At 30.9% G+C, this 25,311-nt stretch carries 20 protein-coding genes; 17 read left to right on the top strand and 3 right to left on the bottom strand.

Annotation, left to right across the window (positions count from 1 at the left end; genetic code table 11):
• The first annotated feature begins 43 nt into the window (after nt 1-43).
• From E0E45_RS12945 to E0E45_RS12925, 5 genes are all read left to right on the top strand, one after another.
• Entirely contained in the window at nt 44-820 is a 777-nt protein-coding gene (locus tag E0E45_RS12945) for an enoyl-CoA hydratase-related protein (protein ID WP_130891559.1), read from the top strand.
• Between the two features lie 22 nt (nt 821-842).
• Entirely contained in the window at nt 843-2,396 is a 1,554-nt protein-coding gene (locus tag E0E45_RS12940; RefSeq protein ID WP_130891558.1) for an acyl CoA:acetate/3-ketoacid CoA transferase, read from the top strand.
• A gap of 38 nt (nt 2,397-2,434) precedes the next feature.
• Nucleotides 2,435-3,586 (top strand): acyl-CoA dehydrogenase family protein, encoded by a 1,152-nt coding sequence (locus E0E45_RS12935; RefSeq protein ID WP_130891557.1) that lies wholly within the window; start codon nt 2,435-2,437, stop codon nt 3,584-3,586.
• Between the two features lie 72 nt (nt 3,587-3,658).
• A complete protein-coding gene (locus E0E45_RS12930) occupies nt 3,659-4,387 on the top strand; it encodes an electron transfer flavoprotein (protein ID WP_130891556.1) in 729 nt (242 codons plus the stop codon).
• 9 nt (nt 4,388-4,396) lie between these two features.
• Nucleotides 4,397-5,365: an electron transfer flavoprotein subunit alpha/FixB family protein gene (locus E0E45_RS12925; protein ID WP_130891555.1), complete on the top strand. Its 969-nt coding sequence runs from the start codon at nt 4,397-4,399 to the stop codon at nt 5,363-5,365.
• 56 nt (nt 5,366-5,421) lie between these two features.
• Here E0E45_RS12925 and E0E45_RS12920 read toward each other — a convergent pair whose 3' ends face one another.
• Together E0E45_RS12920 and E0E45_RS12915 are read right to left on the bottom strand one after the other, a co-directional pair.
• Complete coding sequence (locus E0E45_RS12920) at nt 5,422-6,810, bottom strand: sigma-54 interaction domain-containing protein (RefSeq protein ID WP_130891554.1); 1,389 nt, start codon at nt 6,808-6,810, stop codon at nt 5,422-5,424.
• Between the two features lie 184 nt (nt 6,811-6,994).
• Entirely contained in the window at nt 6,995-8,386 is a 1,392-nt protein-coding gene (locus tag E0E45_RS12915; RefSeq protein ID WP_096401494.1) for a tryptophanase, read from the bottom strand.
• A gap of 593 nt (nt 8,387-8,979) precedes the next feature.
• Between E0E45_RS12915 and E0E45_RS12910 the strand changes: the two genes are divergently transcribed.
• The 3 genes from E0E45_RS12910 to E0E45_RS12900 all read left to right on the top strand — a co-directional run bounded on the left by E0E45_RS12910 (nt 8,980) and on the right by E0E45_RS12900 (nt 11,402).
• Nucleotides 8,980-9,648 (top strand): helix-turn-helix domain-containing protein, encoded by a 669-nt coding sequence (locus E0E45_RS12910; RefSeq protein ID WP_172426471.1) that lies wholly within the window; start codon nt 8,980-8,982, stop codon nt 9,646-9,648.
• 130 nt (nt 9,649-9,778) lie between these two features.
• Nucleotides 9,779-11,278, top strand: a complete 1,500-nt coding sequence (locus E0E45_RS12905) for a sodium-dependent transporter (protein WP_130891553.1) — start codon at nt 9,779-9,781, stop codon at nt 11,276-11,278.
• Between the two features lie 22 nt (nt 11,279-11,300).
• Complete coding sequence (locus E0E45_RS12900; protein WP_130891552.1) at nt 11,301-11,402, top strand: MetS family NSS transporter small subunit; 102 nt, start codon at nt 11,301-11,303, stop codon at nt 11,400-11,402.
• Nucleotides 11,403-11,512: 110 nt separating this feature from the next.
• Here the strand turns inward: E0E45_RS12900 and E0E45_RS12895 are convergent, their stop codons facing one another.
• Nucleotides 11,513-13,222 carry a sigma-54 interaction domain-containing protein gene (locus E0E45_RS12895; RefSeq protein WP_130891551.1) on the bottom strand — a complete coding sequence of 570 codons (1,710 nt, stop codon included), beginning with the start codon at nt 13,220-13,222 and terminating at the stop codon, nt 11,513-11,515.
• A gap of 281 nt (nt 13,223-13,503) precedes the next feature.
• On the opposite strand from E0E45_RS12895, the gene dpaL reads away from it, so the two are divergent.
• The 9 genes from dpaL to E0E45_RS12850 all read left to right on the top strand — a co-directional run bounded on the left by dpaL (nt 13,504) and on the right by E0E45_RS12850 (nt 25,299).
• Complete coding sequence (dpaL, locus tag E0E45_RS12890; RefSeq protein ID WP_130891550.1) at nt 13,504-14,724, top strand: diaminopropionate ammonia-lyase; 1,221 nt, start codon at nt 13,504-13,506, stop codon at nt 14,722-14,724.
• A gap of 32 nt (nt 14,725-14,756) precedes the next feature.
• Nucleotides 14,757-15,941, top strand: coding sequence for a YgeY family selenium metabolism-linked hydrolase (locus tag E0E45_RS12885; RefSeq protein ID WP_130891549.1), 1,185 nt, complete (start codon nt 14,757-14,759; stop codon nt 15,939-15,941).
• Nucleotides 15,942-15,984: 43 nt separating this feature from the next.
• Complete coding sequence (gene hydA / locus E0E45_RS12880) at nt 15,985-17,412, top strand: dihydropyrimidinase (RefSeq protein ID WP_130891548.1); 1,428 nt, start codon at nt 15,985-15,987, stop codon at nt 17,410-17,412.
• 18 nt (nt 17,413-17,430) lie between these two features.
• Entirely contained in the window at nt 17,431-18,843 is a 1,413-nt protein-coding gene (locus E0E45_RS12875) for a cytosine permease (RefSeq protein WP_130891547.1), read from the top strand.
• A 57-nt stretch (nt 18,844-18,900) separates the two neighbouring features.
• Nucleotides 18,901-20,385: an NCS1 family nucleobase:cation symporter-1 gene (locus E0E45_RS12870; RefSeq protein ID WP_130891546.1), complete on the top strand. Its 1,485-nt coding sequence runs from the start codon at nt 18,901-18,903 to the stop codon at nt 20,383-20,385.
• Entirely contained in the window at nt 20,378-21,106 is a 729-nt protein-coding gene (locus tag E0E45_RS12865) for an aspartate/glutamate racemase family protein (RefSeq protein WP_172604194.1), read from the top strand. Before E0E45_RS12870 ends, E0E45_RS12865 begins: the two co-directional genes overlap by 8 nt.
• 17 nt (nt 21,107-21,123) lie before the next feature.
• On the top strand, nt 21,124-22,497 hold the full coding sequence (gene hydA, locus E0E45_RS12860; RefSeq protein WP_130891544.1) for a dihydropyrimidinase: 1,374 nt from the start codon (nt 21,124-21,126) through the stop codon (nt 22,495-22,497).
• Between the two features lie 10 nt (nt 22,498-22,507).
• The gene (locus tag E0E45_RS12855) at nt 22,508-24,097 is read left to right on the top strand and encodes an N-acyl-D-amino-acid deacylase family protein (RefSeq protein WP_130891543.1); all 1,590 of its coding nucleotides are present in this window, start codon (nt 22,508-22,510) and stop codon (nt 24,095-24,097) included.
• Nucleotides 24,098-24,534: 437 nt separating this feature from the next.
• Nucleotides 24,535-25,299 carry a DeoR/GlpR family DNA-binding transcription regulator gene (locus tag E0E45_RS12850; RefSeq protein ID WP_130891542.1) on the top strand — a complete coding sequence of 255 codons (765 nt, stop codon included), beginning with the start codon at nt 24,535-24,537 and terminating at the stop codon, nt 25,297-25,299.
• Nucleotides 25,300-25,311 lie beyond the last annotated feature (12 nt).

The following is a 25,311-nucleotide window of genomic DNA, read 5'->3' as shown; positions in this document are numbered from 1 at the left end:
ATAAAAAATGATAACTAAGGAAAATATTCAAGGAGGAAGCAAAATGGAAAATGTATTATTTAATGAAAAAGATGGAATTATGTTTATAACTATCAACAGGCCAAAAGCTCTCAATGCTTTGAATTCACAAACTGTTAATGAGCTGGGAGAGGTAATAAGCTCTGTTGAAAAAAGAAAAGATATAAAAGTTGTTATTATTACAGGTTCTGGAGAAAAATCATTTGTTGCAGGAGCGGATATTGCAGAAATGCATAATTTAAATGCTATGGAGGGAAGAGAGCTTGCTTTAAATGCTCAAAAAGTTTTCTCAAAAATTGAACAAATGCCTCAAGTGGTTATTGCAGCAGTAAATGGATATGCACTAGGAGGAGGATGTGAACTTTCTATGGCTTGTGATTTAAGAATAGCTTCTGAGAAAGCAAAATTTGGACAGCCAGAAGTTAATTTGGGAATACTCCCTGGGTTTGCAGGAACTCAAAGACTTCCAAGGCTGGTTGGAAAAGGAATAGCTAAAGAATTAATATTTACAACTGATATGATAGATGCACAGAGAGCATATGAAATAGGACTTGTAAATAAAGTTGTGAAGCCTGAAGAACTTATGCCAGCAACAGAAGAAATGGCAAGAAAAATAATGTCAAAAGGTATGTTTGGGGTAAGCCTTGCAAAAGCAGCTATTAATAATGGAATGAATATGGATATGGAATCTGCTTATAAATATGAAGCTGATATGTTTGGTCTTTGCTTTGCAACAGAAGACCAAAAAGAAGGTATGGAAGCTTTCTTAAATAAAAGAAAAGCTGAATTTAAAAATTTCTAATATAAATAGGGAGATGAAACATATGGGAAAAGTGAGAGTATTACAGCCATCAGAAGCAGCAGCTTTAGTTAAAGATGGAGTAAATATAGTTACAAGTGGGTTTGTTGGAAGCTGCTGTCCAGAAACTTTAAGTGAAGCATTGGAAAAAAGATTTTTAGAAACAGGCCATCCCAATAATCTTAATTTCTATTATGTTTCTGCACAAGGAAATAAAGGAGAACGGGGAGCAGGGCATTTTGCACATAAAGGAATGATAAAGAGAGTTGTTGGAGGACATTGGAATATGACTCCAGGACTTGGAGAGCTCTCTATGAATAACGAAATAGAAGCATATAATTTTCCTCAGGGAACTTTATCTCAGTTATTTAGAGATATAGCTGGAAAAAGAATAGGAACAATAACTCATGTTGGATTAAATACATTTGTTGACCCAAGAATTGAGGGAGGGAAATTAAATGAAATAACTACAGAAGATTTAGTTGAAGTTATTAATATAAAGGGACAGGAAAAACTTTTATATAAGGCATTTCCAGTAGATGTATGCTTCCTGAGAGGGACTTATGCAGATGAAAATGGAAATATCAGTATGGATAAAGAAGTAGCAACTCTGGAAATGACAGCTATTGCTCAGGCGTGTAAAAATTCTGGGGGAATAGTTATAGTTCAAGTGGAAAAAATAGTTGAAGCAGGGTCTCTCAACCCTAAACTTGTTAAAATACCTAAAATATATGTAGATGCTGTTGTTATTTCTAAACCTGAAGAACATGAACAATGTTTTGGCTGTGAATATGATTCAAGTATGGCTGGTCTTACAAGAGTTCCTCTTTCAGGGTTAGCCCCAGTAGAACTAAATGCTAAAAAAATAATTGCCCGTAGAGCAGCTATGGAACTGCAGGAAAATTCAGTTGTAAATCTAGGAATAGGAATTCCTGAATTTATTTCTTGTGTCGCAAATGAAGAGGGAATAGGAGAAAAAATGACTCTTACTGTTGAGGCAGGAGCAATAGGAGGAGTTCCTCAAGGAGGAATGCGTTTTGGAGGGTCAGTAAATCCTGAATGTATTTTAGATGAACCTTATCAATTTGATTTTTATGATGGTGGCGGAGTAGATCAGGCATTTCTAGGACTTGCTCAGACAGATGAAAATGGAAATATAAATGTGAGTAAATTTTCTGGAAGAGTTGTAGGATGTGGCGGTTTTATAAATATTAGTCAAAATGCTAAAAAAGTATATTTTTGCGGAACTTTCACTACAAAAGGTTTAAAGCAGGAAATAAAAAATGGAGAGCTGGTTATTCTTCAAGAAGGAACTTCAAAGAAATTTGTAAAAGAAGTGGAACAGATAACATTTAGTGGAATATATGCTGGAGAAATAAACCAGCCTGTAATGTATATAACAGAAAGAGCTGTATTTGAATTGAAGGAAGATGGAGTATATATTACAGAAATTGCTCCAGGAATCTGCTATGAAAAAGATATTCTTCCTTATATGGATTTTGAACCGAAAATACCACAAAATGGAATAAAAATAATGGATGAAAGAATATTTAAAGATGAACTAATGAAACTTAAATAAAAATATAATAACTTATAATAAATCAGGAGGGATAAAATATGTACGATTTAAGATTATCAGAGGAGCAACAAAGAATATGTCAAATGGTTAGAGAGTTTTCAGAAAAAGAAGTAGCGCCAGGGGCAAAAGAGAGAGATTTAAATGAAGATTTTCTAGGAACAAAAGATATTTTAAAGAAAATGGGAAAACTTGGTCTGATGGGACTTCCATATGCAAAAGAATATGGAGGAGCAGGACTGGGATATGTAGAATATGCTCTGGCAGGGTTTGAATTAAATAAAGTAGATGCTTCAGTGGGAATTTCTTATTCTGTACATATTTCATTGGGAACAGGGCCAATATATAATTTTGGAAATGAAGAGCAAAAGAAAAAATATTTACCTAAATTATGTTCAGGAGAATATATAGCAGCATTTGGACTGACTGAACCATGTGCAGGAAGCGATGCTGGAGCAAGCCAATGTACAGCAGTACTGCAGGGGGATAAATATATATTAAATGGAACTAAATGTTTTACAACAAATGGAGAGTTTGCAGATATTATTGTAGTATTTGCAATGACTGACCCATCACAAGGAACAAAAGGAATTTCAGCATTTATAGTTGAAGCTAAAAATTTCCCAGGAATAAAATTTGTAAAGAGAGAAAAGAAAATGGGAATCAGAGCATCTGTTCAAAATGTTATAGAAATGGAAAACTTAGAAGTACCTAAAGAAAATTTATTAGGAAAAGAAGGAAGCGGATTTAAAATTGCCATGGCAACTTTAGATAGTGGAAGAATAGGGGTAGCAGCTCATGCTACAGGAATAGCAAAGGGAGCATATGAATATGCACTGAATTATTCAAAAGAAAGAGTACAATTTGGAAGACCAATAGCAAAACAACAGGTAATTGCTTTTAAACTGGCAGATATGTATGCTAAGATAGAGGCAGCAGAAGCAGTAACATTGAAAGCAGCATGGACAAAAGATCAACATGAATCATATAGTATTCCAGCAGCAGTAGCTAAATTAACAGCAACAAATACAGCAATGGAAGTGACAACAGAAGCAGTTCAAGTACTGGGAGGAACAGGATTTACAATGGATCACCCAGTAGAAAGAATGATGAGGGATTCTAAAATTACTCAAATTTACGAAGGAACAAATGAGATACAGAAACTTGTTATTTCAGGAGCAATCTTAAGATAATTATACAAAATAAAATATATTAAGGGATGCAGTCAGCGTCCCTTATTTTTAAAATAAAACAGGAGATCAACCATGAAAAAATTATTAGTTTTGATTCGTGAAACTTTTCCTACAGATGAACTTTTAACAGAGAAAAATTTAAAGGAGAAGAGAATACTAAATCCTTATGATGAATATGCATTGCTTCAAGCTAAAAAAATAAAAGAAAAATATGGGGGAGAGATAGTATGCTTATTTTTATCTCATAGAAAAACACAATATGGGTTAAGGACTGCTTTAGGACTTGGGGGAGATAGAGGAATTTTTGTATATTACCCTGAAAAAAATATTGAAGAAATAGCAGAGTTTTTAGCAAGGGAGATAAAAGAAGAGAAATATGATGCTATTTTGATGGGAAATAGAGATGTCAATGATGATAGAGAGGAGCTTCCAAGCAGACTGGGAGTATTATTGGAACTTCCTATTTATTCTCATCTGCTTTCAATTGATTACCAAAATTTCTACTTTATAGCTGAAAGAGAAAAGGAAGAAACAATAGATACAATTAAAATTCTAAAGAATGGTATTTTTGCATTCAGTCAAAATGTATATGAACCAGAATACCCCTCAATCAACAATATTATGTCAATCAAAGATAAAATGATAAGAGATGTTTATTATGAAAATATCATTTCCAAAGAAGATGAAAAAGTTGTATACCAGGATATTTATAGAAGATTGGAAATTTATAAGAATATAACAGCAGACAAAGGAACAGAAAAATTACTAGACTACATGAAAAAATGGAAGCTGATTGACTAAGGAGGATGTATGAATATATTGCTGTATCTTCATGGGAATATAGATTTATCAGAAAAAACTCAGGAATTAATTAATATTGCCTGTTCATGGAAAAAAGCAACAGATGGAAAACTCTATGCAGCTGTGTCAAAAGAAAAGAAATTATTAATAAAGAATAAAATTGAAAAATGGGAAATTGATAAAATATTTATTTTAGAAGACAGCAAGGAAGACACTTTAAAAAAAACAAGCTCATTCTTTAAGAAAATTTCAAATATTATAAATATTGATTGCATAGTGATGGGAAATTCAATCTTTGAAAGAGAACTGGCACCATATTTAGCAAGTATATATAAATGGAAATTTGCACCTAATATTATAGATTTTAAAATTGATGGGAAAAATATTTTATGGAAAAGATTCTTGTATGGAACAAGAGCAATACAAAAATTTACTACAGAGAATAATTCTATTGTAGTTACAGTATCCTCTAACATATATAAGAAAGATGAAAAAAGACCTGTATCAAGGGATATAGAATATATAGATGTGGATACAGAAAAAGATAATGAAATTTTATTTACAGTGGAATCAAGAGAAGAAAAAATATTGCAAAAGCACCCTTTGGAAAATGCTAAGATAGTCATTGGAGTAGGAAAGGGAATTAAAAATAAAGAGAATTTTTCAATGATAGAAGAACTGGCAGACTTATTAGGAGCAACTATAGGAGTAACCAGATCTGTAGTAGATAATGGCTGGCGGCCTGAATATGAAAAAATAGGACAGACAGGAAAAATTATCAAGCCAGAATTGTATCTTGGCTTTGGTATATCAGGGGCAATGCAGCATATGGCAGGAGTACGCCAAGCAAGGCATATTATTATGGTGAATAATAACCCTAATGCAGAATCATTTCGTTCATCAGATTTTGGAATTGTAGCAGATCTATTTGATGTTATTCCTAGAATTATTGAGTTTATGAAAAGTAAAAAATCTTAAAATAAAAACTTTCATAAAAAAAGACCTCTTCTAAAGAATTCGAGGTCTTTATTTTTTTAACTTTTTTTTATATCAAATTTTTTAATTTTTTTATAGAGAACGCTTCTATGAATTCCCATTTTTTCTGCTGCTTCACTACAGTTCCAATGATATTTTTTTAAAAATTCTTCTATAAGAAGTTTTTCATAAGAATTTATTTTCTCCTGAAAATTTAGATTTTTATTTTCAATATCAGAGTATCGTTTATTATACATTTTTGCAGGGAGATCATCAAGTTCAATTAAAAAACTATCATTTATTGCATAAGCACTTTTTATGACATTGTCTAGTTCTCTGATATTTCCAGGCCATGGATAATTTTTAAGACAGTTTTTCACTTCCTTTGAAAAACCTTTTACAGTTTTATATTCAAGATTCAGTTTAGTCAGAAAATAACCTGCAAGCTCCAGAATATCTTCTTTTCTTTCACTTAAAGAAGGCATTTCTATATTTATGACATTTAATCTATAATATAAGTCTTCTCTGAATAGGTCTTTTTCAATCATTTCTGGAAGATTTTTTCTTGTAGCTGCAATAATTCTTACATCAATAGGGATAGAATTTACACTTCCAATAGGGTCAATTTCTTTTTCTTGAAGAACTCTCAGAAGTTTTCCCTGCATAGGAAGAGGCATATCACCAATTTCATCTAAAAAGATTGTCCCTCCATTGGCAATAAAAAACTTACCTTTTTTTCCACCCTTTTTTGCCCCTGTAAAAGATCCTTCTTCATAACCAAACAATTCAGATTCCAGAAGAGCTTCTGGAATAGCAGCACAGTTTATACTTATCATAGGTTTGTCTGCTCTGTCTCCACTTGTATGAATAGCTCTGGCAAATACCTCTTTCCCAGTTCCAGTTTTACCAGTGATAAGAACAGGAAAATTTGTTTTGGAAGCTTTTAAACCAATTTTTTTTACAGTAAGGAAAGATTGAGATTTACCTACTATTTTATCAAAACAATAATTTTCTTTTGCTGCATTGATGTATTCTTCTTTATAATACTCAAGTTCAGCATATTCCTTCATTAATTTTTTAGCAACATCGAGAGTTTGAAGCCTAAATTTTATCTGAGCTACTCCAGCTATAACTTCTCCCTCTTCATTTTCAACATATGAACGGCTTACAATAGCAGATCCTTCTTTTTCAATTCCCAAGATATAAGTTTGAATTACACATTCTTCACAATAACGTTTTTCCATTACTTCAAGCATTTTACTGTTTGGAATAATCTCAAAAATTGATCTGCCAAGAGCTTTTTCCTCAGTAGTACCTAAAAAGTTGCAATATTTTTTGTTGATATGAATAACTTCTCCAGCTCTATTTACAACAATAAAGCCATCATCAGTCATAGAAGAAACTCTTTCGAAAATATGAAGATGTAGATATTTATTATTATTGTCCATAGATATCTCCTAATCATAAAATGCTTTTTATTATATATTACCATAAAAGTTGTGTATTATAAATAGAAAAATTGTAAAAAATATTTTTAAATCTATGTTTAAATAGGATGAAATTGATTTCTAATTTAAATTAAAAAGGTTCTAGCTATTTTTAAAAAAGCTAGAACCTTTAGTAATTATTTAATTATTCTTCTATTGGAGCAAGAGAAGCTTGGAAATGACGAAGAATAGGTGGTTCCCAAGTAATTTTATATCCACGTTTAATTTCATGGGCTCTTTTGCTTACTTCTATGATAGCGTCAGCCATTACATCAAAATGAGATTGAGTATAAACCCTTCTAGGAATAGCAAGACGGGTAAATTCAAAGTCTGCCTTTAACTGTTCCCCAGTATCAGGGTCATTTCCTAACATATAAGAACCAATATCACAAGTTCTTATTCCAGCTTCTATATACAATTCAATTGCAAGGACTTGTCCTGGATATTCATTATAAGGAATTTGAGGAAACATAGCTTTAGCATCTATAAATGCTCCATGTCCACCTATTGGAGCTTGGTAAGCTATTCCAGCATCATCTAGTCTAGAAGCTAAATATTCCATTTGCCCATTTCTGTATTTTAAATAATCTTCATCAATTCCTTCATAAAGACCTATAGCAAGGGCCTCGAGATCACGTCCTCCCAGTCCGCCATAAGTAAAGAAACCTTCATAAGATATACAATTAGCTTTTATTTTTAGAATAAGAGGGCTTTCAGGATCTTTAACACCTATAAGTCCACCCATATTTACAATAGTATCTTTTTTAGCGGACATAGTAAACATATCAGCATAACTGAAAGTTTCTCTAATGATATCTTTTATTGATTTATTTTGATAACCTTCCTCATCTCTTTTAATAAAATAAGCATTCTCAGCATAACGAGCAGCATCAATATTAAATGGAATACCATATTTTTTACATATCTCTGAAGTTTCTCTAATATTTTTCATAGAAACAGGTTGGCCACCAGCAGAGTTATTTGTAATTGTCATAACAATTAACCCTATATTTTCAGGTCCTTTTTCAAGAATTATTTTTTCCATTTTTTCAACATCCATATTACCTTTAAACTTACAACGATGAGAAGGATCTTTAGCTTCTTCAATTACACAATCTATTGGACGGGCTCCAGCTAAAATTACATGAGCACGAGTTGTATCAAAAAACATATTTGAAATAGCAAATTTTCCTGGACTTAAAAATGTAGGAAACAGAACTTTTTCAGCAGCACGCCCTTGGTGGACTGGTTGAATAAAGCCATAATTGAATATATCTTTACCAGCATCTACTAATTTAAAATAACTTGAAGCACCTGCATAAGCTTCATCTCCACGCATAACTCCTGACCATTGATCATGGCTCATTGCATTTGTTCCAGAATCTGTTAGAAGGTCAATATAAACATCTGCACCTTTAAGATTAAACAAATTATAGTTTGCTTCCTTGATTTTTTGAATTCTTTCCTCTCTAGTAAGCATTTTGATTGGTTCTACCATTTTAATTCTAAATGGTTCTGGAATATACTTTACTGCCATAAATAAACACCTCCAAAATTTGTATGAAAATTTTTTCTGTGCCCTGGTCATTGAAATATCAACTGGCAGGCGGCATCTTTTTAAATAGAACTTACTCAGTTCACAGTAAAAAATAAATGAATTAAATTATTTTATTTTTCTTGAGAATATTTTAACTTTTTTTAAATAAAATGTCAATAATTTCTTAAAAATATTTTTCAATTATTTTATAATATAGGTTTTTAAATAATAAAAAATTGATTTATAGAAATTAAAAGCTGAAAAAATATTTATTGAACTAAAAAATTAGATTAAAATTTATTAAGTTATGTTAATATATATTTGTATTAACTTTAAAAATTATTGAGAGAAATAAAAGGATAGAACTTAAAATTAAATATCTGGCATCTAGAGATATTTTTGTAAAATAAGGAGATTCTATTTAATAATTTAAAATGATTTCTAAAAAATTTATTTTTTATAATTTTATAATATATTTTTTATATTTTACTTGTTTGAAAAATGTATTATACTTATGAATATAAAACCTTAGAAATTTTTCTCAATAAAAAATTATATAAGAAAAAAATCTTATGAATAATTTGGGAGGTTTTATGATTTTTGAAGATGGATTTTCATATTACAGTATTATTATTAATTTTTTAGAAAGAACATTTGGGGAGTTAACAGAGATAACACTTTATAGTTTTGAAGATAAAAAAGAAGGAAAACTTATAGCTAAATCATCTAATTGTAATTTTGAATTAGGAAGCCCTATACCAAAAACTTTAGGAAAATTACTTGATAAATATAATAATGAAAAGGAATCAAGTGATAATATTGATTTTATAACAAATTTTCCTGGAAAAGATAATGATGGGAAATTATTTAGAGTATCAACTTTTTTTATAAAAGGGGAAAAAAATTCTCTTAAAGGAGCATTTAATATAAAAGTTGATATATCTGAGATGGTATATGCAGCTAATTTTTTAAACAAAGCATTAAAAGAGCTGACTGGAGGACTAGAAAGAAATCTTGAAAAAGAATCAGAAGAAGTAGATGAATTAGGAACAATAGAAGAATATTCAAAATATCTAATAAATCAATATTTTGATAGTTTAAAAAAACCAATAGATGCAATGACTACTTCAGAAAAGATAGAAATTGTAAAATCTTTAGATAAAAAGGGAATATTTAATCTTAAAGGAAGTGTTGGAGAACTTGCAAAAAGATTTAATACTTCTGAAAAAACAATTTATAGATATTTAAGCTCAGAGCAATAATTTTTTACTTCAGCCAATATTTAAAATGATAATACCTAAAAATAGTTTTTATAGAGAAAAATAAATACAATAATCTTTATAAAGTTTTTAATAAAAATAAGTTTTTAAAAATAACTTAAGGAGGTTTATCATGGCTGAAACTAGAGAAGTATGGAAGAGTAGAAAAGGATTTATTTTTGCAGCTGTTGGGGCAGCAATAGGCTTGGGAAATTTGTGGAGATTTCCATTTCAAGCTTATAAAAACGGTGGAGGAGCGTTCTTTTTTCCCTATATAATAGCATTATTTACATGTGCGGTTCCATTGATGATATTAGAATACCAATATGGAAGAAAAATAAGAGGGGGCTCAACAAAAGCATTTAGACTTTTAGGAAAAAAGTATGAATGGGTTGGCTGGGTTCAAGTAATGGTGCCAATAATAGTTATGATGTTTTACAGTACAATAATATCAATATCAATAATATTTATGTTTTGGTCTCTTGGACATGCATTTGGACTGACAAATTGGATGACAGACCCTGGAAAATTGATGGGAATGATAGTAGGTGGTGGAAATGGGCCATTTGATTTTGCAGCAGGAATAAGTAAATATTTATTAGGGTTTGTTATATTAGTGTGGCTTGGAAACTGGATTATTGTTAAAAAAGGGATATCAGGTGGAATTGAAAAATGTTCTAATATATTTACACCACTTTTGATGATAATGATGGTAGCTTTTATGTTTAATTCAATTAGACTTACAGGAGCAAAAGTAGGTTTGAATGCATTATTTACACCTGATTTCACTAAAATTTTAAACCCAAGTATATGGGTTGCAGCATATGCTCAAGTATTCTTTTCAACGACTTTAGCAGTTGGAGTCATGATAGCCTATGGTTCATATATACATGATGATTGGGATATAGTAAATAGTTCATTTATTACTGTATTTTCAAATGCTTCATTTGATATAATATCTGGAATAACTGTATTTTCAACTCTTGGATATTTGGTACAAAATATGGGAGTAGATTATAATTCTTTTGGCGATGGTGCAGGGATAGCATTTATAGCTTTTCCAATAGCAATTTCAACAATAACAACAAGTCAATTCTTACAGGGAATTATAGGTTTTTTCTTTTTCTTATGTTTATTTATAGCAGGACTTTCTTCAAGCATTTCAATGTTGGAGTCTTTTTCAACAGCAGCATTGGATAAATTTAAAATAAGTCGGGAAAAGTTAGTAGGAATTGTTTCAATTGTCGGTTTTATAGGAAGTGCATGTTTTGCAACATATGCAGGGTTTAATTATATATTAGACATAGTAGATTCATATGTTGGAAGTTATATAATAGCTACTTCTGGATTAGTAGAAACTTTGCTTATTTGTTATATTTATGGAGTAGAAAAGATAAGACAAGATGCAAATGAATTTTCTGATTTTAAAGTAGGAAAATGGTTTAATTTTTTATTGAAATATGTAACACCAGTAATTTTAGGAACTACAGTAATAACAAATCTTATAAAAGGATTGTCAAAGCTTAATATGCCAGAATTAGTATTTGGCTGGGGAACAATTTTATTGATGATAATATCAGCAACTATTTTCTATAAGAAAAAATGGGAAAATAGTGTAGATATAGAAGAGTAATTATTACAAAGGAGGGCTTATTATGAATACAGGTGCATTGATAATGATGACAATGGGATGTATAATTATTTGGGGTGGACTATTTATAACTTTGGGAATTGCATTTAAAAAAGGGAATATTTAATTAAAAATCAATATTTATAAAAGAGGTTGACCTATAAGTAAGAAATAATTTTAGAGTATTTTAAAATTTACTTCAACTTTTAGGTCAACCTTGTTTTTATTTTGACTAAATTATAGACCATATAATTTTAATTTTCTATAAAGAGTAGCAAGGCTTATATCCAATGTTTTAGCTACTTTAATTTTATCTTTAGATGAATGTCCATATTTTAAGAGAAGGCTTTCAATAGCTTCTTTTTCTATTTCAGCCAAAGTTTTTATTTCCTTTATATTAAGAGAATTTGTGAGTTTTGGTGGTAAGTGTTTCACAGTTATCATTAAATCTCTTTCTTCCAGTACATTTATTATATATTCTGTTATATTTTTCAGTTCTCTTATATTTCCAGGCCAGCTGTAAGAAAGGAAAAGAGACATCACTTCATTAGAAAGCCTTCTTATAGGAATATTGAAAAGCTGAGAATATTTAGCAATGAAGAAATTCGTTAAATCTTCTATATCTTTGGGTCTTTCTCTCAATGGAGGAATATCTATTGGAAAAACATTTAATCTATAATAGAGATCTTCTCTGAATTTACCTTCAGCAACAAGAGCTTCTAAATTTTTATTGGTAGCAGCAATAATTCTTATATCTATTTCTTTTATTTTATCAGAACCAACAGGAGAGATAGTTTTTTCTTGAAGCACTCTTAAAAGTTTTACTTGAAGAGATAAGGGCATATCACCAATTTCATCTAAAAATATAGTTCCTTTATCAGCCTGCTCAAAAAATCCAACTTTCCCTTTCGGATTTGCTCCTGTAAAAGCTCCCTTTACATAGCCAAAAAATTCACTTTCCATAAGAGTATCTGGAATGGCTCCACAATTGACTGCAACAAGGGGCATATCAGCCCTGTTGCTGTTCATATGAATAGCTTTTGCAGCCACTTCTTTTCCAGTTCCACTTTCTCCTGTAATGAGAACAGTTGATGTTGTTTTGGTAACTTTTCTTATTTTTGAATATACAGCTTCCATTTCCTGAGAATTAAAAATAAACTCTTTAGAAAAATTATAGTTTAATTGATGGAGATATGTTTTAAATTTTTCAGATTCCTGAAATATATACAAGGTTCTAAATCTTCCCATATTTTTTGGAAAGTAGATTATATCACCTACAACATCATGTGAAATGTCAGCATAGGAAAGAGAAAATTCTTTTTTATCAAGAAAGTTTTTTATAGGTGAAACTATAAGTTTATGTTCATAGTCTGTAAGTTTAAAAAGAGCTATTCCCTTTTCATTGATAAGCTCGATTTTATCATGTTCATTAGTTATAATAATAGAATCAGGAATTCTATCAACTATATTCATAAGAACTTTATTATTATTTTCTATCATTATTTTTTCATTGGCTTCATATACTCTGGAACTTATGAATAAAGCTATCTGCTGTAAAAATTTTATATATGAATCTTTTTTTGAAATAAACTCTTCTTTTTGTTTTTCATCAAAACATATCAAACCTATAACACCAATAGGTTCAGAATTAAACATGATAGGAGTAGAAATTTCCAATACTTCTGTACAGGTATATTTCGAAGGACAGGTTTGACATATTTCCTCTTCTCTTGGAGAGAGAATGATTTCTGTATTTCCAGTTTTTAAAACATGTTCATAGACATGAGATTCTCCAGTCATATCAAGACCTACTTTTTCTTTCAGTCTTCCAGTACCAGCTATTCTTATGAGATCTTTGCTCATAATTTCCACATCTATATTTATTACTTGAGAAATAGTTTCAGCATATTTTGATATATCATCTTTTATTTTATTTAATAAATCCATATTCCCACTTCCTTTTATTTCATATATGTATTATACAATTTTTTCTCAAAATGAGAAAGAAAAAAATAATAAAAAGAATAAATCAGAAAATACAGGACTTTAATGAAAATTATCAAAATGATAGAAACTTCTCAAAATGAGAAATATGAAATTAAAATATTTTCTGAAAATGAATAAAAACAATTCTAAAAGTTCTGAAATAAAACGAAAAAAGATTTTGAAAAATTGGTATGGTTTTTGCTTATATATACTATGAAAATAAAACAACAGGAGGAAAAAAATTGGAACTATTAAAATGGGTACATAATAAAAAAAGCAGAGATGCTGAATATAAAAAATCTGAACTTTCAGGATTTAGCTCTGAAGAAATGAAAGAGGTTTACAACTTTCATAAAAGTCTCCCTGACTATCGTGCTACTCCTTTAGTTGATTTGAAAACTCTTGCTTCATACTATGGGGTTAAAAAAGTATGGCTGAAAGACGAATCTAAAAGATTTGGGCTTAATGCTTTCAAAGTACTTGGAGGTTCATATGCTATTGGTAAATATCTAAGTAAAAAACTTAATAGAGATATGAAGAATCTTCCTTTTAATGTTCTTATCTCTGATGAAGTAAAAAAACAGCTTGGAGATGTTACTTTTGTTACTGCTACTGATGGTAATCATGGTAGAGGTGTAGCATGGATGGCTGCAAGACTTAGACAAAAATCTGTTGTATATATGCCTAAAGGTTCTGCTCAAATGAGATTTGATGCAATAGCCAGAGAAGGAGCAGATGTAAGTATAACTGATCTTAACTATGATGATGCTGTAAGACTTGCTAACAAAGGTGCGCAGGATCATGGTTGGATAATGGTACAAGATACTGCATGGGACGGATATGAAGAGATACCTCTATGGATAATGCAGGGATATTCAACAATAATAAATGAGGTTGTAGAACAGCTTGAAGCAGCTAAAGAAGAAAAACCGACTCATGTATTTCTCCAAGCTGGAGTAGGATCATTTGCAGGAGCAGTACAGGGATATTTAGCTCATCTTTATGGAGATGACAGACCAGTAACAGTTATTTGTGAACCTCATGGAGCTAACTGCATATATAAATCTATGGAAGCTGATGATGGAAATCCTCATAATGTAACTGGAGATCTTACTACTATAATGGCTGGCCTTGCTTGTGGAGAGCCAAATACTATCAGCTGGAAAATATTAAGAGATAATGCAGATTTCTCTGTGTCATGTGATGACCAGGTTGCAGCTAGAGGAATGAGAGTACTTTCAAGTCCTCTTGGAAATGATGCAAGAGTTATCTCTGGAGAATCTGGAGCTGTAGGGTTAGGACTGTTTACTATTCTTTCAGAAAAGAAAGAAGAATACAAAGAACTTATGAATGAACTTAAAATTGATGAAAACTCAAGAATATTATGTATCAGCACTGAAGGAGATACAGATGTAGAAGGGTTCAAAAATGTGGTGTGGAATGGAGCTTATCCAAATAAATAATATTTTAAATAAAAAATTCAGGAGGAATTTAAATGTTGACTAATGAAAGAAAAGAACAGATAGTAGAAGTACTTCAAAACCTTATTCAAAGAAGAAGTTATTCAGGAGAAGAGAAAGAAGTAGCAGAATATATTAAAAAGTTATGTCTTGAAGTAGGATATGATACTGTACATATAGATAAATATGGAAATGTTATTGGTTCTGTAAAGGGAAAATATGAAGGACCAAAAGTACTTATGGATGGTCATATAGATACTGTTCCAGTAGATGAGGAAAAATGGACTAAGAAGCCTTTTGCTGGAAATATAGAAGATGGCAAACTATATGGTAGAGGAACTACTGATATGAAGGGTGCTGTGTGCGCAATGCTTTTAGCAGGGGCATATTTAGCTCAAGACCTAAAAAAAGAATTCGCTGGAGAAATATTCATAGCTGGTGTAGTTCATGAAGAGTGTTTTGAAGGAGTAGCAGCAAGAGAAATCAGCAAATATGTAAAACCTGATTATGTAATAATAGGAGAAGCTTCTCAGCTTAACCTTAAAATAGGGCAAAGAGGAAGAGGGGAAATAGTAGTAGAAACTTTTGGAAAACCAGCTCACTCAGCTAACCCTGAAAAAGGAATAAATGCAGTATATAAAATGATGAAGATAATTGAAAATATTCAAAAACTTCCAATGACTCATCATGATACATTAGGATATGGAATACTTGAATTAACAGATGTAAAATCATCTCCATACCCAGGAGCATCAGTAGTACCTGATTACTGCAGAGCAACTTATGACAGAAGACTTTTAGTAGGAGAAACTCCTGAAAGTGTACTAGCACCTATTCAAAAACTATTAGATGAAATGTCAAAAGAAGATGACACTCTCAAAGCAAAAGTATCATATGCAAAAGGAGTGGAAAAATGCTGGACAGGAGCAACAATAGAAGGAGAAAGATTCTTCCCAGGATGGCTGTTTGAAGAAAAAGATGAATATGTACAAAAAGCATTGAAAGCTTTAAAAGAAATAGGACAGACTCCTACAATCACTCATTATAATTTCTGTACAAATGGATCTCATTATGCAGGAGAAGCAGGAATAAAAACAATAGGATATGGACCATCAAGAGAAAACTTAGCACATACAATAGATGAATACATAGAACTAGATAGTCTATATAATGTAACTGAAGGATATTATGCAATTTTAAAAGCTTATTTGGCAAAGTAGTCTTTATTAAAGCATTTATAAGTTTATAATAAGGAGGAGTTCTATGAAATATGATCTAATTATTAAAAATGGGAAAATAGTATCATCAGAAGCAACAGTAAAATGTGATGTTGCTATTATTGGAGAAAAAATAGCAGCTATTGGAAAATTTGATGAGAATGAAGCAGAAAGGGTTCTTGATGTAAATGGAAAATATGTTATGCCAGGGGTTATAGAGGCACATATGCATTGTCAAGCGCCATTTCAAGGATGTTTAGGCGCTAATACTTTTTTTGAGCAAAGTGTTAGTGCAGCTTTTGGTGGGGTTACTATGTTTATGGATTTTGCTAATATGAACAAAGGAGATTCTCCTTATAAACAAGCACTTGCAAGGGCAAAAGAAATGCAAGAGTCTGCTATTGACTTTAGTGTTCATGGAAAGTTTGTTGAATCAACTGAAGAAGCAATAGATGATATTGAAAAAATGGCCAATTCAGGGATACCTACTTTTAAAATGTTTATGACATATAAAAAAGAAGGTGTCATGAGTGATGATGAAACTATGCTTAAAGTTTTCGAACGTGCTAAAAAAGTCAATGGATTACCTATGGTACATTGTGAAAGCAATGCAATAGCAGAAACTAATATTGAAAAATGTAAAGCAGCAAATGATATGAGTTGGGTAAACTTTGCTAAATGTAAACCTGTTTTATGTGAAGCTGAAGCGTTTGATAGAGCAGTTAATTTTGCAGAATACATAGGAAATGCTTTGTTGGTAGTACATACTACTAATGAAAAAGCGCTTAATACTGCAAGAAGAGCACATGAACAAGGGTTACCAATTTATGTAGAAACTGGTCCACATTATTTAACATTATTTGAAGATTTGTATAAAAAAGAAAATGGTCATTTGGCTATATGTTCACCTCCACTAAGAACTCCCAAAGAAGCAGAAGCTCTTTGGAAAGGATTGCAAGATGGAACAATTTTATTAACAGGGTCTGATGATTGTACATTTGATCTAGATGAAAAATCAATGTTTTTAGAAAAAAACGAAGATGGAACTTGGAAACAAGATTTCACTAAAGTAGTAAATGGGCTATCTGGTATTGAGATAAGGCTTCCAATTCTTCTTTCTGAAGGTGTTAATAAAGGAAAATTAAGCATTAATAATGTATGTGCATTAACAAGTACAAATATAGCAAAGATTTATGGATGTTTTCCACAAAAAGGAATTATAGCTTCAGGATCTGATGCAGATATAGTTATTGTAGATATGGAAAAAGAAGTAACTCTTAATAAAGATGTACTTCATAATAATATAAGCTATTGTTTACATGAGGGAATGAAAATTAAGGGTTATCCTGTAATGACAATAGCAAAAGGGAAAATTATAGTTGAAAATGGTGAATTTAAAGGGAAAAAAGGGGATGGATGTTTTATTAAGAGAGAAATCTCTAAACAATATCTAGAAAAATATGGTTTAAATTAAAACTTTAGGGGAGGGAATATGGATTTTAATATGGAAAATATAAAACTTCGAAGTAAAGAATTATTACCGACAGGGGATAAAGAAAGGGATATGGCGCTTTTTGATTATATTATTTTATGGGCAGGGATGACAATTAATATTGTAGCTTTTAGTTTAGGAGCACAATATTATAATGGAGGTAAAGGGTTATCACCTTGGGTCTTGGTGGTAGTCATGTTAATAGGATATGGAATTGTGACTTTGTTTACTTCGTTAGTAGGAGATATAGGAACTAAATATGGTGTTCCTTTTGCAGCATATATCAGAGCTCCTTTTGGATATAAGGGTGCTAATATTGCAGGGTTAATACGTGCAATACCAGGATTGTATTGGTTTGGATTTTTAACTTGGGTAGGAGCAGGATCGCTTAATAAAATAATGGCAATTATTTTTCCAGGTTTTAATAATTTGATGTTAATGATTATAATATTTGCTGCAATTCAAATCTTAAATACAATGTATGGATTAAAAGCAATGGCGAAATTTGGATGGGTAGCGATTCCTTCGCTAGTAGTTATGTTCTCAGCAATTTTAATTGGAACCTTAAATAAGTATAATATTACGATTCCAGAAATTATGTCAGTTGAAACAGATGGAGGTTATTCATTTGCATTTGCAGTAGCAGGAATAGCAGGAGGATGGCTGACTATGGCACTTAATGGTAGTGATTTAACAAGACAAATAAAAAGACGTACAGGGTATGAAAATATGAATTTTTTTCAACGTAATAGAAGTGCTATTTTTGGACAAGTAGTTGGTCTTATGCTAGTAGGAGTAGTTACTATGCTTATTGGAGTAGCGAGTGGGATAACATCAGGATTTTGGGATTTGAATGATGTTGTTCCAGATTTATTTGCCAACAATAATGTTGCTTTAGTTTTATGCTTTATAGTAATTGTGTTTGCACAATGGTCAACAAATACAGCAGCTAATCTTTTGCCACCAGCACTTGTTTTACTAAACTTTTCACCTAAAATAAAATATTGGATGAGTACAATTATTTGTGGTGTTATTTCTATTGGAATCATGCCTTGGAAAATACAAAGTTCAGGAGGATTTTTAGTTGATATCCAAAGTTGGATTTCTCAAATGTTGGGACCTATTATTGGGATTATACTTGCTGATTATTTTATTATAAGAAAATGTAAACTTAATGTAAAAGATTTATATACAGCAGGTGGACAGTATGAATACTGGAAAGGGATTAATATAAGCGCAATTATAGCATTATTTGGAGCGTTTTTTATAGGGTTATTCTTTGGAGATTATGCATTCTTTGCAGGATCAGCAGCTAGTGTAATTATTTATTGTATATTAATGAAATATATAACTTTAAAGAAGTATGATCAAAATATTGGAAAAGAAACTTTATTTGATATATCTAAAGATTAATAGAAGTAAGTAAAAAGGTGTTCTGGATAGAACACCTTTTATATAAGAGGAGGAAGAATGGGTAAATTTCAACAAGAGACAAATGGATTATATGATTTAACAATAGAAGGAATTTCAAAAATTAAAAAATATGAAAATAATTTTACAGAATCAACAAGACAAATTTCATCAAAAGAGAGAGATTGGAATGCTTGGAGTATGGGGAGCTTATGGATTGGAATGATGGTTTCAATAGCAGTATATATGATTGCTAGTGGACTTATAGTATCAGGAATGAGTTGGAAGCAAGCTTTACTTACAATAGTATTAGGGCATACTTTGGTAATGATACCAGCAGTAACAATAGGACATTTTGGAACGAAATTTGGGTTGACATTTCCAATGATGTCTAAGTTAATTTTTGGAATAAAGGGAACTTGCGTTCCAACTTTTGTAAGAGCTATTTTAGGGTGTTTCTGGTTTGGAGTTCAATCTTGGATAGGTGGACAAGCTGTAAATACAATAATATCAGTAATAGTTCCTTCTTGGGTAAAATTTGGATTTACAGGTCTATTTATATCATTTCTAATTTTTTGGGCAATGAATCTTTATATAGCTGCTTCTGGTTCAAAAGCAGTCAAAGCTCTTGAAGTATATGCAGCACCAGTTCTTATAGCATTGAGTTTTGCAGTTATTATTTGGGCTTTATATGTAGCAAATTGGAGCTTAACAACATTGTTAACACAACCAGCAGTACAAGGAAATGGAACTAATTTCTGGATTATGTTTTTTCCAGCTTTATCTTCAATGATTGCTTTTGATGGTGGAATAGCTTTAAGTATGCCAGATTTTACAAGACACTGTGAAACTCAAAAATCTCAATATTTTGGACAATTACTTGGTGCACCTATCATGACAGCATTTATTGCATTTGTTGGAATTTGTGGAACATCAGGTTCTTATATAGCGTTTGGGGAAGCTTTATGGGAACCAGCTGTATTAGTGAGTAGATTTAGTAATCCTTTTATAGTAATATTTTTCTCAATATTTATAATTTTAGCAACTTTAACAACAAACGTTGCAGCTAATTTAATACCACCTTCAGTAGTATTTGCAACTTTATTTTCTAAAAAATTAACCTATAAACATGCGGTGATTTTAGCAGCAGCACTTGCTTTATTAGCTCAACCTTGGAAAGCCCTCGCAGATGCAAATAATCTCATCTATTCAGTATGTGGAATATTAGGTGCTCTCTTAGGACCAATTTCAGGATTATATATTGTTGCATACTGGTTTGAACATAAAACGAAAGTTAATTTAATAGATATTTATAGAGAGGATGGAGGAAAATATTACTATTCGAATGGATGGAATATAGGAGCTATAGTTATTTTTGTACTTTCAACAATAATTGTAATAGCGGGTAAGTATATTTCAGCATTAAAATTTGTATTTGATAATTCATATGTTATTGGAATTTTGGGATCAGGATTAGTGTACTATATTTATTTAAAAGTTATAAAAAGAGATAAATTTATGGAAAGAGAGAATGAAGATGAATAAAAGATTACTTATAATTAATCCAAATACTTCTGCTGAAATGACAAAAGATATAGAAATAACAATAAATAAATACAAAAGCAAAGATATAGAAGTGATGGTAAAAAAGCCTGATTTTGGACCACAGTCATTGGAATCTTTTTATGATTATGCATTGGCAGCCTTTGGATGTATAAGAATGCTTGAAAAAGAAAAAAATAATTATGATGGAGTATTAATTGCTTGTTTTGGAGATCCTGGGCTTTATGCAATAAAAGAAATGCTTGATTATCCTGTGATAGGTATTGCTGAGTCATCAATTGCAATGGCTAACTTAATGGGACAAAAGTTTGGATTACTCGTTGCTTTGGATAAAGCAGTAGCTTTGATGACAGATATGGTAGGTCAATATGGGGTGAAAGAAAGATGTGCAGCAATAGAACCTTTAAATATGAGTGTTTTAGATGTAGAAAAAAATAAAAAAGAAAGTATAGCGAGACTGATAGAGGTAGGAAAAATAGCTATTAATAAAGGTGCTGAGGTATTGATTCTAGGATGTGCTGGAATGACTGGAATAAAAGAAGAAATAGAAAAAGGATTAAATGTCACTGTAATAGATCCTGTTGAATGTGGATATAAAGTTCTTGAAATGATGGTAAAAGGAGAATTTAAAATATCTAAAAAAGCTTTATATATGACTCCACCTAAAAAAAGTATAGAAAGACCAGAACTATTATTTAATTAAAGTTTTAAGGAGGAATAATGCTGCTAATAAAAAATGGATTTATAGTATCAGAAAAAGATACTTTTAAAGCAGATATACTTATTGAAAACGGAAAAATAAAAAAAATAGAGAATGATTTAAAAATAAAAGAAGGATATAAAGTAATAGATGCAGAAGGGAAATATATAATTCCAGGAGCAATAGATGCTCATACACATTTTGATTTACAGGCTGGGACATGCAGAGCAGTAGATGATTTTTATACTGGGTCAATAGCTGCCGCTTGTGGAGGAACAACAACAATTATTGATCATATGGCTTTTGGACCAAAAGGATGTAATTTGCAGCATCAAGTAGATGAATACCATAAACTTGCTGCTGGAAAATCAGTTATAGATTATTCGTTTCATGGAGTGATACAACATGTAAATGATGATATAATAAATGAAATGGAAAAAATTATAAAAGAAGGTATTCCAAGTTTAAAAGTGTATATGACTTATGACTTTAAGCTGAATGATGCAGAAATATTGCAAACATTAAAAAAAGCTAAAGAATGTAATGGAATAATAGCTGTGCATGCTGAAAATCATGATATAATAAATTATTTTAGAGAAAAATTTCTATTAGAAGGAAAAAAATCTCCTATATATCACGCTTATAGTCGGCCAGAAGAATGTGAAGCAGAAGCTATAAATAGAATGATTTATCTTTCAGAAATAGCTGAAGATGCTCCATTATATATTGTCCATCTTTCTACAAAAAAAGGACTTGAGGAGATAAAAAGAGCGAGAAAGAAAGGAATGAAAAATATTTTTGTTGAAACTTGCCCTCAATATTTATTGTTGACTGAACAAGAATATTCAAAGGAAAATAATGAAGGATTAAAATTCATAATGTCTCCTCCATTGAGAAAAGGTAGTGATATAGAAGCACTTTGGGAAGGAATAAATAATGGAGATATTCAAGTAATTGCAACAGACCATTGTCCATTTAATTTTAGAAAGGAGAAACAATTTGGGAAAAATGATTTTACTAAATGCCCAAATGGAGCTCCAGGAGTGGAGGAAAGAGTCAAAATTATTTTTTCTGAAGGAGTTAAAAAAGGAAGAATCTCAATAAATAAATTTGTAGAGGTAGTATGTACTAATCCAGCCAAAATATATGGTTGTTATCCACAAAAAGGGGTATTGCTTCCTGGATCAGATGCAGATATAGTGGTGATAGATGCAAATAAAAAATCAATTATAACTCATAATAGCCTTCATAGTGTAGTAGATTATACTCTTTACGAAGGAAGAGAAATTATGGGAGATATTGAGCTTGTAATCCAAAGGGGAGAAGTTATAGTAAAAAATAATAAATTTATTGGAAAAAAAGGAAATGGAAAATTTTTAAAAAGAAAAGTATAGGAGGATAAGAATGAAAATTCTAATTAAAAATGGAATTATTGTAGATGGAAGTAGAGAGAGAAGATATAAGGCAGATGTCCTTATAAATGGAGATAAAATAGAAAAAATAGGAACAATAGATAATATAGAGGGAGCGGAAGTTATAGATGTTGCTGGCAAAATTGTAGCCCCTGGATTTATAGATACTCACAGCCACTCAGACTTAAAAGTATTAATAGAACCATTTATCGAACCTAAACTTCGTCAAGGAATAACTACAGAGATACTAGGTCAAGACGGAATCTCAATGGCTCCTCTTCCAAAAGAATTTGTAAGCTCTTGGAGAAAAAATCTAGCTGGGCTAGATGGTGACAGTGATCTTCTAGCTTGGGACTGGGAAACAACTGATAAATATCTTGATCTTATAGCAAAAACTGGATCAGGACCTAATGAAATGTACTTAGTTCCTCATGGAAATATCAGAATGGAAGCTATGGGACTTGAAGCAAGAGTGGCAACTGATGAAGAATTAGCTAAAATGAGAGATATTACTAGAAGAGAGATGGAGGCTGGTGCAGCTGGACTTTCAACAGGACTTATATATATACCTTGTGCTTACTCAGATACTAGAGAATTAGTAGAAATCTGTAAAGTGGCAGCAGAATATGACAGACCTCTAGTTATACATCAAAGAAGTGAAGCAGATACAATGATTGAATCTATGAATGAAGTTATAACTATAGCTAGAGAAAGCGGAGTAAAAATTCACTTTTCTCACTTTAAAATCTGTGGTAAAAAGAACTGGCATCTAATAAAAGATATCATTGCTCTTCTTGATAAATGTAAAGAAGAAGGAATTAAAATATCTTATGACCAGTATCCATATGTTGCTGGAAGTACAATGCTGGGAGTTATTATTCCGCCTTGGGCGCATGCAGGAGGAACTGATAAACTTGTAGAGAGATTAGGAAACAAAGTTGACAGAGAAAAAATGAAGCATGATATAATCAATGGAATTCCAGGTTGGGATAACTTTATAGATTTTGCTGGGTTCGAGGGTATATATGTAACTTCAGTAAAAACAAAAGCTAATGAAGACTGTATAGGAAAAAATCTTATAGAAATAGCTGAATTAAGAGGAAAAGACAAATTTGATGCAGTATTTGATTTATTAAAAGAAGAAGAAAATGCTGTTGGAATGTATGACTACTATGGAAAAGATGAACATGTAGTTACTTTCATGACAAGAGAAGAAAGCAATATATGTACAGATGGACTTTTAGGAGGAAAACCACATCCTAGAGTATATGGAGCTTTCCCAAGAGTTATAGGAAAATTTGTAAGAGAAATGAAGGCTATGACATTGGAAGAAGCAGTTTATAAAATGACTAATAAACCTGCTAAGACATTTAAAATAGATAATAGAGGACTATTAAAAGAAGGATACTTTGCAGATGTAGTTATATTTGATGAAAATACAACTATTGATAAAGGGACTTTTGTTGATCCTATTCAATTCCCAGAAGGGATAAGTCATGTAATGGTAAATGGAGAACTTGTAATTAACAATTATAAGAAAAATGAAGTATTGCCAGGAAGAGTTATCAGAATTAAAAAATAGCTACCACTTACAAAATCATTCATGAATTTTGTACTCTAAATAATCCTTAAAGAAAGAGCATGAGAAATCATGTTCTTTTTTTGTGGAAAAATGTTGTGAAATGTGAGAAGCTAAATAAAATATGATATTAAGAAAAGGCCTTTTAAATATTAAAAAATATAGAATTATAAAGGATATAAAGAAATTTTTTATATCTTTTTGTATTGAATGATATCTTTAGTTTCAAAAACAGTTCAATTTTTTTTCAAAAAGTTGTTGATTATTTTTGTTAAATGTGATATCTTGTTGTTAATAGAAAATAAATGTTGTAAAATGTGAAAATATATTGGAAAAATAAATAGATACAAATTTTGATATAGTATATAATTGTAGATGATGACACATATTTTGAGAAAATGTAATATTATGTGAACTGTATCAAAGGAGGTATTTAAAAAATGCTGGCAATTCAAAGATTAAAAGAAATTGAGAAAATCTTAAATGAAAAGGGGAGTGTGATAATAAGCACACTAAGCAAACAATTCAATGTATCTGAAGAAACTATAAGACGTGATTTAGATAAACTTGAGAAAACCAAAGTTTTGAAGAGAGTAAGAGGAGGTGCATACCTTCAGTCAGAAACTGACAAACAGGTTCCTTTAGAAATAAGAGAGAAGATATACCTTGAAGAAAAACATGAGATAGCTAATAAAGCTATTGAATTTATTCAAGATGGAGATACACTGATGATAGACAGTAGTACTACAGCAGTGTGTGTGGCTCAGAACATAAATAAATATGAGAAAAAGGTTACTGTAATAACTAACTCAATAAGAGTAGTGGAAGTATTTCAGGATTCTAAATGGGTAAAAATAGTATGTGTTGGTGGAAGTTTTAGAAAGAGAACCAAATCTTTTATAGGAAGTCAGGCTGTAAACCAGCTGGAAACTCTTTATGCAAATAAAGCATTTGTAAGCTGTACAGCAGTTAATAGAAAATTTGGAGTGACAGATGACAGTGAAAGGGAAGCAGAAATCAGAAGAAAAATGATAGCTAATTCAGAAGAAACATTCTTGATAGTGGATAGAACTAAGTTTGATAATCTAGAATCTCATTTGATTTGCGGATTGGAAAAAATAGAGCATATTATAACAGATCAAAAGTTATCAAACGAATGGGAAGAATCTCTTAAAAAGCTGAAGATAGATATTGTATATATATAATTCTAAGGAGGC

The organism is Fusobacterium ulcerans ATCC 49185, assembly GCF_900683735.1.
Classification (GTDB): domain Bacteria; phylum Fusobacteriota; class Fusobacteriia; order Fusobacteriales; family Fusobacteriaceae; genus Fusobacterium_A; species Fusobacterium_A ulcerans_A.
Note: the sequence above shows the minus strand (reverse complement) of the source record. Positions and strands in the feature narration are given on the sequence as shown.